The sequence below is a fragment of the Variovorax sp. YR752 genome, assembly GCF_943372545.1.
Window position 1 is genome coordinate 1 of record NZ_CALRZC010000335.1, and the last position, 6,620, is coordinate 6,620.

A 6,620-nucleotide genomic window follows, 5' to 3' on the forward strand; every position below is an offset into this window, starting at 1 on the left:
CGCAAGGCCGAGGTCGCCGAGATCACCGAGGCGGCGATGCGCGGCGAGATCGCCGACTACAAGGACAGCCTGCGCCGCCGCGTGGCGCTGCTCGCCGGCGTGCCGGTCAGCGCGCTCGAGAAGGTCTGGACGGACAAGCTGCGCCTGAACCCCGGTGTGCAGGCCTTCGTCGAGGCCTGCCAGGCCGCCGGGCTGAAGACGCTGCTGGTCTCCGGCGGCTTCACCTTCTTCAGCGAACGCATCCGCGGCCAGCTCCGGCTCGACTTCGCCCGCGCCAACACGTTGGGTGTGGCCAACGGTCGGCTTACCGGCACGCTGTTCGACCGGCCCTGGGGCGACATCGTCGACGGCGCCGAGAAGCGGCGCGTGCTGCTCGAGGTCGCCGAGCTGATGGGCATCGAGACGAGCCAGACGATCGCCGTCGGCGACGGCGCCAACGACCTGCCGATGATGGGTGCCGCCGGGCTGTCGATCGCCTTCCACCCCAAGCCGGCGGTGCGCGAGCAGGCGATGATCTCGATCATGGACGGCGGCATGGACCGCGCGCTCGAGGTGCTGCAGCGCTGACGCGCTGCACCGCCGGTCAATCCGGCTGGCGCAGCACCAGTTGCACTTCGTGCGGCCGCGCGGCGGCGATCGGCTCGTAGCGCCACTGGCGCACGGCCTCGAGCACCGCGGCATCCATCGCCGGGTGACTGGAACGGCGCACGGCGGCATCGGCCACCGAACCGTCGGCATTGACGGTGAAGGCCACCTGCACCTGCACCTCGCCACGCAGCGCGCCGATCAGCCGGCGTGGCGTCACCGGTTCGACGACGTTGGCGAGCTTCAAGGGCACCAGCGCGGGCGCGGGCTCCGGTTCCGCGGCGGGCGGCGTGCTCTCCGGCACCCCGCTGGATCGTGGCGTCGCGGAAACCTCGACGGTCGCGACGGTGGATTCCGGCGGCCCTGCCGGTGGCGGCGGGTCAGCCGGTGGCGGCGGGTCGGCCGCGGCCGGCGCGCCGGCGGCAGCCTGTTCGGGCCGTGGCTCGGCGACCGGTGCGGTGGCGGCGATCGGCGCTGCGCCAGTCTCCGCCGCCACGCGCGGTGCGGGCTTCACGGTCTCGGGCGCCTTCGCCTTCGGCCTGATCTTTGCCGCCTCGATGATCATGCGCATCGGGTTGCTCGCCTCGCGCTCGACGCGGCGGGTCGCATCCTGCGTCCACGCCAGCGGCGTGACCGAGATCAAGGCGAGTAGCAGCAGCAGTCGGGTTGGCATGGCGATTCGGCGCGATTCTGGCAGTCGGCCGCGCCACGGTGTCATCGGCGCCGGCGGGGAAAACCTGAGGCCGTGATGCAGTCCACAGGTCCTAGGATGAGGCCGACCAACGACCCGAGGAGACCCGATGAGCACGCCCACCAAGTTCCTGCTCGACGAGAGCCGGATGCCCCGCCACTGGTACAACATCGCGGCCGACCTGCCGACGCCCGCCCCGGCGGTGCTGCACCCCGGCACGATGCAGCCGGTCGGCCCCGACGACCTGGCGCCGCTGTTCCCGATGGAGCTGATCATGCAGGAGGTCAGCACGGAACGCGAGGTGCCGATTCCCGAACCGGTGCGCGAGGTCTTCACGCTGTGGCGCCCCTCGCCGCTGGTGCGCGCGCATCGCCTCGAGAAGGCGCTCGGCACGCCGGCGAAGATCTACTACAAGTACGAGGGCGTCTCACCGGCCGGCTCGCACAAGCCCAACACCGCCGTGCCGCAGGCCTGGTACAACGCCCAGGCCGGCATCCGCAAGATCTCCACCGAGACCGGCGCCGGCCAGTGGGGCTCGTCGCTGGCCTTCGCCGGTGCGCTGTTCGGCATCGACGTCACCGTGTTCCAGGTGCGCGTCTCCTACGACCAGAAGCCCTACCGCCGCGCACTGATGGAGACCTACGGCGCACGCTGCATCGCCAGCCCGTCGAACGAGACGAACTCGGGCCGCGCCATCCTCGCCCGGGACCCGAATCACCCCGGCTCGCTGGGCATCGCGATCTCGGAAGCGGTGGAAGTCGCGGCGACGAACGACGACACCAAGTACGCGCTCGGCTCGGTGCTCAACCACGTGCTGATGCACCAGACCATCATCGGCCAGGAGGCGATGCTGCAGCTCGAGATGGCCGGCGACGACCCCGACGTCGTGGTCGGCTGCACCGGCGGCGGCAGCAACTTCGCCGGCATCAGCTTCCCCTTCATCGGCCAGCAGTTGCGCGGCAAGGGCAAGACCAAGCAGCGGCGCATCGTCGCCGTCGAGCCGGCGGCCTGCCCCTCGCTGACACGCGGCAAGTACGCCTACGACTTCGGCGACACCGCGCACCTGACGCCGCTGACCAAGATGCACACGCTAGGTTCGACCTTCACGCCGCCGGGCTTCCACGCCGGCGGCCTGCGTTACCACGGCATGGCGCCGCTGGTCTCGCACCTCAAGGAGCTGAACCTGATCGAGGCCACCGCCTACCACCAGACCGCCTGCTTCGAGGCCGGCGTGCTGTTCGCGCGCGCCGAGGGCATCGTGCCGGCACCGGAGGCCAACCATGCGGTCAAGGGCGCCATCGAGGAAGCCTTGCGCTGCAAGCGCGAAGGCCGCTCGGAGGTGATCCTGTTCAACCTGTGCGGCCACGGCCACTTCGACATGTCGGCCTACAGCAACTTCATGGCCGGCAAGCTGGTCGACCAGCCCTACGACGAGAAGGAGCTGGCGATGGCGCTGTCGGGCCTGCCGGCGGTGCCGGCCTGAACGATCAGGCAGCCTGAACGATCAGGCGGCCGGCGCGGGCGTCACGACGATGCCGTCTTCGTCGGCATAGAGCCAGTCGCCGGGGCGGACCCACACGCCCTGGATCAGCACCGCAATGCCGGTCTGTCCCGGCACCTTGCGGTCGGTGGGCATGGGCAGCAGTGCCAGCGCGCGGATGCCGACATCGCAGGCAGCGAGTTCCGCCTTGTCGCGCGCGGCCCCGTCGATCACCACGCCGGCCCAGCCGTTCTTCGCCGCGGCGGCGGCGATGTTGCCGCCGATCAGCGCGCGGCGCAGCGAGCCCCCGCCATCGACCACCAGCACACGCCCGTCGCCGGGCGACTCGAGCGCGGCCTTGACCGGCGAGTTGTCCTCGAAGCACTTGACGGTCAGCACCGGCCCGCAGAACTTGCGCCGCCCGCCATAGTCGTGGAACACCGGCGGCAGCACGCGCAGGTTGCCGTCGCCGGCGGCATAGGCGGCCTTGTGCGCGTCGCACAGGTCGCAGGTGGCGAAATCGGTCGTACTGGTCATGCGTTGAGCACCTTTCGGATCGGCGGTTTGACGTCCTCGCGACGCGGCGGCAGCATGGGCTGGTGCTCGCGCGCGGGGTTGAGGATGATCGAGGTGGCGGTCTCGGTGAGGATGCAGAACTTGCTGACCACCGCATCGAGATGGGCCACGTCGATGACGGCGATCTCCAGCACCCAGCTGTCGTCGCCGGTCACGTTGTAGGCATTGATGCACTCGGGCGTCTGCTGGATCAGCTTGACCACGCGCGCGTACTCGGCGCGGCCGACGCGGATCAGCGCGCGGATGCCGTAGCCGAGCTGGGTCAGATCCACCGTCGCACGGTAGCCGGTGATCACGCCGGCGGCCTCCAGCTTGCGCACACGCTCGGTGACGGCGGGCTGGCTGAGGTGCACACGCCGGCCGAGTTCGGCCATGGTCAGGCGCGCATCGGCCTGCAGTTCGGCGAGGATGCGGGTGTCGTGGGCGTCGAGTTCGAAGTTCAAGGCCATGGGGGCGAAACTCCTTGAAAGTCGCCGGGATTGTGCCCTCACGAACTGCAATCGACCATGGATGATCCCCGCCGACTTTCATACGATCCTGACCTCGATCAGGAATCACGTCCATGTCCTCGACCACCCTCGCCGTCGGCACCCCGCGTCACGCGCCGCTGTCCACTCTGCTGCTGCTGTGTCTGGCGGCCACCTGGCTGATCTGGGGCTCGACCTACCTCGCCATCAAGTTCGCGCTGCTGAGCTTCCCTCCCTTCTTCCAGATGGGCACGCGCTTCCTCGCCGCCGGCGCCGTGCTGATGCTGTGGATGCGCTGGCGCGGCGCGCCGTGGCCGAACCGCGCTCAGTGGCGCAACGCGCTGGTGGTGGGAACGCTGATGCTCGGCGGCGGCATGGGCGGCACGGCGGTCGCCGAGACCAGCGTGGGCTCGGGGCTGGTCGTCGCCTTCATCGCCGTGGTGCCGCTGATGATCGCGGCACTCAACCTGATCTGGCGCGTGGTGCCCGGCCGGCTGGAACTGGCCGGTATCGTCGTCGGCCTCGGCGGCGTGCTGATGCTGACCCAGGGTGCCGGCTTCCAGGCCTCGCCGGGCGGGCTGGCGGCGATCGCGATCGCCTGCATCACCTGGTCGGTCGGCAGCGTGCTCAGCCAGCGCAGCCTGCCGCTCGCCCCCGGCGCGACCGGCTTCGCCAGCGAGATGCTGTGCGGTGGCGCAGTGCTGATGGCGCTGTCGTGGTTCGCCGGCGAGCAGCCGCAGTGGCCGGCGCAGCCCGCCGCGGTGGCGGCCTGGTTCTACCTCGTGGTGGCCGGCTCGCTGATCGCCTTCAACGCCTACATGCACCTGCTGGCGCATGCCAGCGCCGGCCTGGCCTCGAGCTACACCTTCGTCAACCCGGTGATCGCGATGCTGCTCGGCGTGGCCGTGCTCGGCGAGGCGGTCAGCGGCTTCGAGTGGGCCGCCGCCGGCGTGGTGTTGGTCGGCGTGGTGCTGATGCTGCGCGGTGCGGCACTCAAGCGCGCCGCCTGAGCGCTGCCTCGCGGATCGCGCTCAGCGTGGTGCGCGTGGTGCTGACCTCGGTGGCCAGTTTCAGGTGGATCAGCGTCGGGCCGTCGGCCGCGAGCGCGTCGCGCAGTGCCGGCTCGAACCCAGCCGTGCGCTCGACACGTGTCGCGTTCCAGCCATACGCCTTCGCCAGTGCCGCGAAGTCGGGGTTAAACAGGTCGCTTCCCGAAACCCGCCCCGGGAACTCGCGCTCCTGGTGCATGCGGATGGTGCCGTAGCTGCCGTTGTCGACCACCAGGCTGATCAGCTTTCCCGCGCCGCGGCCAGCGCCATAGCCGGTGGCCGTGGCCAGTTCCTGGCCGGTCATCAGGAAGTCGCCGTCACCGGCGACGTTGATCACGGTGCGATCCGGATACAGCAGCGAGGCGGCGATCGCCGCCGGCACGCCGTAGCCCATCGCCCCCGAGGTCGGCGCGAGCTGGGTGCGGCCGTGGTGCTGCAGCCCCCGGTAGCGCACGTAGCGGTGCAGCCAGCCGCTGTAGTTGCCGGCGCCGTTGGTGTAGACCGTGTCGTCGGGCACGAGGCGCTCGACGGTGAGCATCACCTCGGCCATGTCCAGCGGCTCGACCGGTGACGGCACGCGGTTGGCGGCGTAGTCTGCAGACGCCGACCCGGCCCAGGGCCGCCAGGCGATCTGCGGCGGCGCGTTCAGCGATTCCAGCGCCTTGGCAGCGTTGTTGACCGAAGCCTGCAGCATCAGGTCGGCGGCGTAGACGCGGCCGAGTTCTTCCGCACCGGCGTGGATGTGCACGAGCGTCTGCTTCGGCCGCGGCGCTTCGAGCAGCGTGTAGCCGCCAGTGGTCATCTCGCCCAGTCGCACGCCCAGCGCGATCACCAGATCGGCCTCGCGGATGCGCGCCGCGAGCTTCGGATTGATGCCGATGCCGACGTCGCCGGCATAGAGCGGGTGGCGGTTATCGAAGCCGTCCTGGAAGCGGAAGCCGCAGCCCACCGGCAGTTGCCAGTTCTCGGCGAAGCGCTGCAGCGCCCGCGCGCCTTCGGCGTCCCATCCGCTGCCGCCGGCGATCACGAACGGCCGCTGCGCCTTCACCAGCGCAGCGCGCAGCTCGCGCAGCGGTCCGGGGGCCGGCCAGGCCTGCACCGGCTCGACACGCGGCAACACCGGCGCCATGGTCGGCGTGGTCAGCAGGTCTTCCGGCAGCACCAGCACCACCGGGCCGGGCCGGCCCTGCATGGCGGTGTGGAAGGCCCGCGCGACGTACTCGGGCAGGCGGTCGGCACTGTGCACCTCACCGACCCACTTCGCCATGCCCAGCGTGCCGGGGCCGAAGACCTGGCGGTAGTCGAGTTCCTGGAAGGCCTCGCGGTCGCGCTGGTCGCTCGCCACCTGGCCGATGAACAGGATCATCGGCGTGCTGTCCTGGAAGGCCGTGTGCAGCCCGATGCTGGCGTTGGTCGCGCCGGGGCCGCGGGTGACGAAGCAGATGCCCGGGCGGCCGCTCAGCTTGCCCTGCGCCTCGGCCATGAAGGCCGCGCCACCCTCCTGGCGGCAGGCGATGAAGCGGATCTTCTCGCGGTGTTCGTGGAAGCCGTCGAGCACCGCGAGGTAGCTCTCGCCGGGTACACCGAAGGCGGTGGTGACGCCCTGGGCGATCAGAGCCTCGACGAGGGCGTGGCCGGCGATTCTGGACGCAGAGGCAGTGGAAGCAGGCGCGGAGCGGTCGGTCATGCCGGCATTTTCGCCGCCGCGCCGCGGCCGCGCGCGACGCGCACGCCGACCAGCGCCGCCGACACCACGCCGCCGACCAGCGCCA

Annotated in this window: 7 protein-coding genes; 3 read left to right on the forward strand and 4 right to left on the reverse strand. The window is 70.7% G+C overall.

Translation table 11 applies throughout. The features are described from left to right. Positions 1-567 (forward strand): phosphoserine phosphatase SerB (gene serB, locus AAG801_RS39270; protein ID WP_341893296.1); only part of this gene is annotated, 567 nt, incomplete at its 5' end. A gap of 16 nt (positions 568-583) precedes the next feature. Here the strand turns inward: serB and AAG801_RS39275 are convergent. After that, entirely contained in the window at positions 584-1,258 is a 675-nt protein-coding gene (locus AAG801_RS39275) for a TonB family protein (RefSeq protein ID WP_341893297.1), read from the reverse strand. A 127-nt stretch (positions 1,259-1,385) separates the two neighbouring features. On the opposite strand from AAG801_RS39275, the gene AAG801_RS39280 reads away from it, so the two are divergent. Further along, on the forward strand, positions 1,386-2,759 hold the full coding sequence (locus AAG801_RS39280; protein ID WP_341893298.1) for a TrpB-like pyridoxal phosphate-dependent enzyme: 1,374 nt from the start codon (positions 1,386-1,388) through the stop codon (positions 2,757-2,759). Positions 2,760-2,780: 21 nt separating this feature from the next. Here AAG801_RS39280 and rraA read toward each other — a convergent pair whose 3' ends face one another. Both rraA and AAG801_RS39290 read right to left on the reverse strand, forming a co-directional pair. Then, entirely contained in the window at positions 2,781-3,293 is a 513-nt protein-coding gene (rraA, locus tag AAG801_RS39285) for a ribonuclease E activity regulator RraA (protein WP_341893299.1), read from the reverse strand. Next, on the reverse strand, positions 3,290-3,781 hold the full coding sequence (locus AAG801_RS39290; RefSeq protein WP_341893300.1) for an Lrp/AsnC family transcriptional regulator: 492 nt from the start codon (positions 3,779-3,781) through the stop codon (positions 3,290-3,292). Before AAG801_RS39290 ends, rraA begins: the two co-directional genes overlap by 4 nt. 113 nt (positions 3,782-3,894) lie before the next feature. Between AAG801_RS39290 and AAG801_RS39295 the strand changes: the two genes are divergently transcribed. Then, a complete protein-coding gene (locus tag AAG801_RS39295) occupies positions 3,895-4,809 on the forward strand; it encodes an EamA family transporter (RefSeq protein WP_341893301.1) in 915 nt (304 codons plus the stop codon). Here the strand turns inward: AAG801_RS39295 and AAG801_RS39300 are convergent. Next, the gene (locus AAG801_RS39300; protein ID WP_341893302.1) at positions 4,793-6,535 is read right to left on the reverse strand and encodes a thiamine pyrophosphate-binding protein; all 1,743 of its coding nucleotides are present in this window, start codon (positions 6,533-6,535) and stop codon (positions 4,793-4,795) included. The two genes, AAG801_RS39295 and AAG801_RS39300, sit on opposite strands and share 17 nt — an antisense overlap. Positions 6,536-6,620: the final 85 nt, after the last annotated feature.

What these genes read in the sequence shown, in the direction of transcription:
- AAG801_RS39295 (WP_341893301.1), top strand. Translation starts at nt 3,895, where the DNA reads ATGTCCTCGACCACCCTCGCCGTCGGCACCCCGCGTCACGCGCCGCTG.
- rraA (WP_341893299.1), bottom strand. Translation starts at nt 3,293, where the DNA reads ATGACCAGTACGACCGATTTCGCCACCTGCGACCTGTGCGACGCGCAC.
- AAG801_RS39300 (WP_341893302.1), bottom strand. Translation starts at nt 6,535, where the DNA reads ATGACCGACCGCTCCGCGCCTGCTTCCACTGCCTCTGCGTCCAGAATC.
- AAG801_RS39280 (WP_341893298.1), top strand. Translation starts at nt 1,386, where the DNA reads ATGAGCACGCCCACCAAGTTCCTGCTCGACGAGAGCCGGATGCCCCGC.
- AAG801_RS39275 (WP_341893297.1), bottom strand. Translation starts at nt 1,258, where the DNA reads ATGCCAACCCGACTGCTGCTGCTACTCGCCTTGATCTCGGTCACGCCG.
- AAG801_RS39290 (WP_341893300.1), bottom strand. Translation starts at nt 3,781, where the DNA reads ATGGCCTTGAACTTCGAACTCGACGCCCACGACACCCGCATCCTCGCC.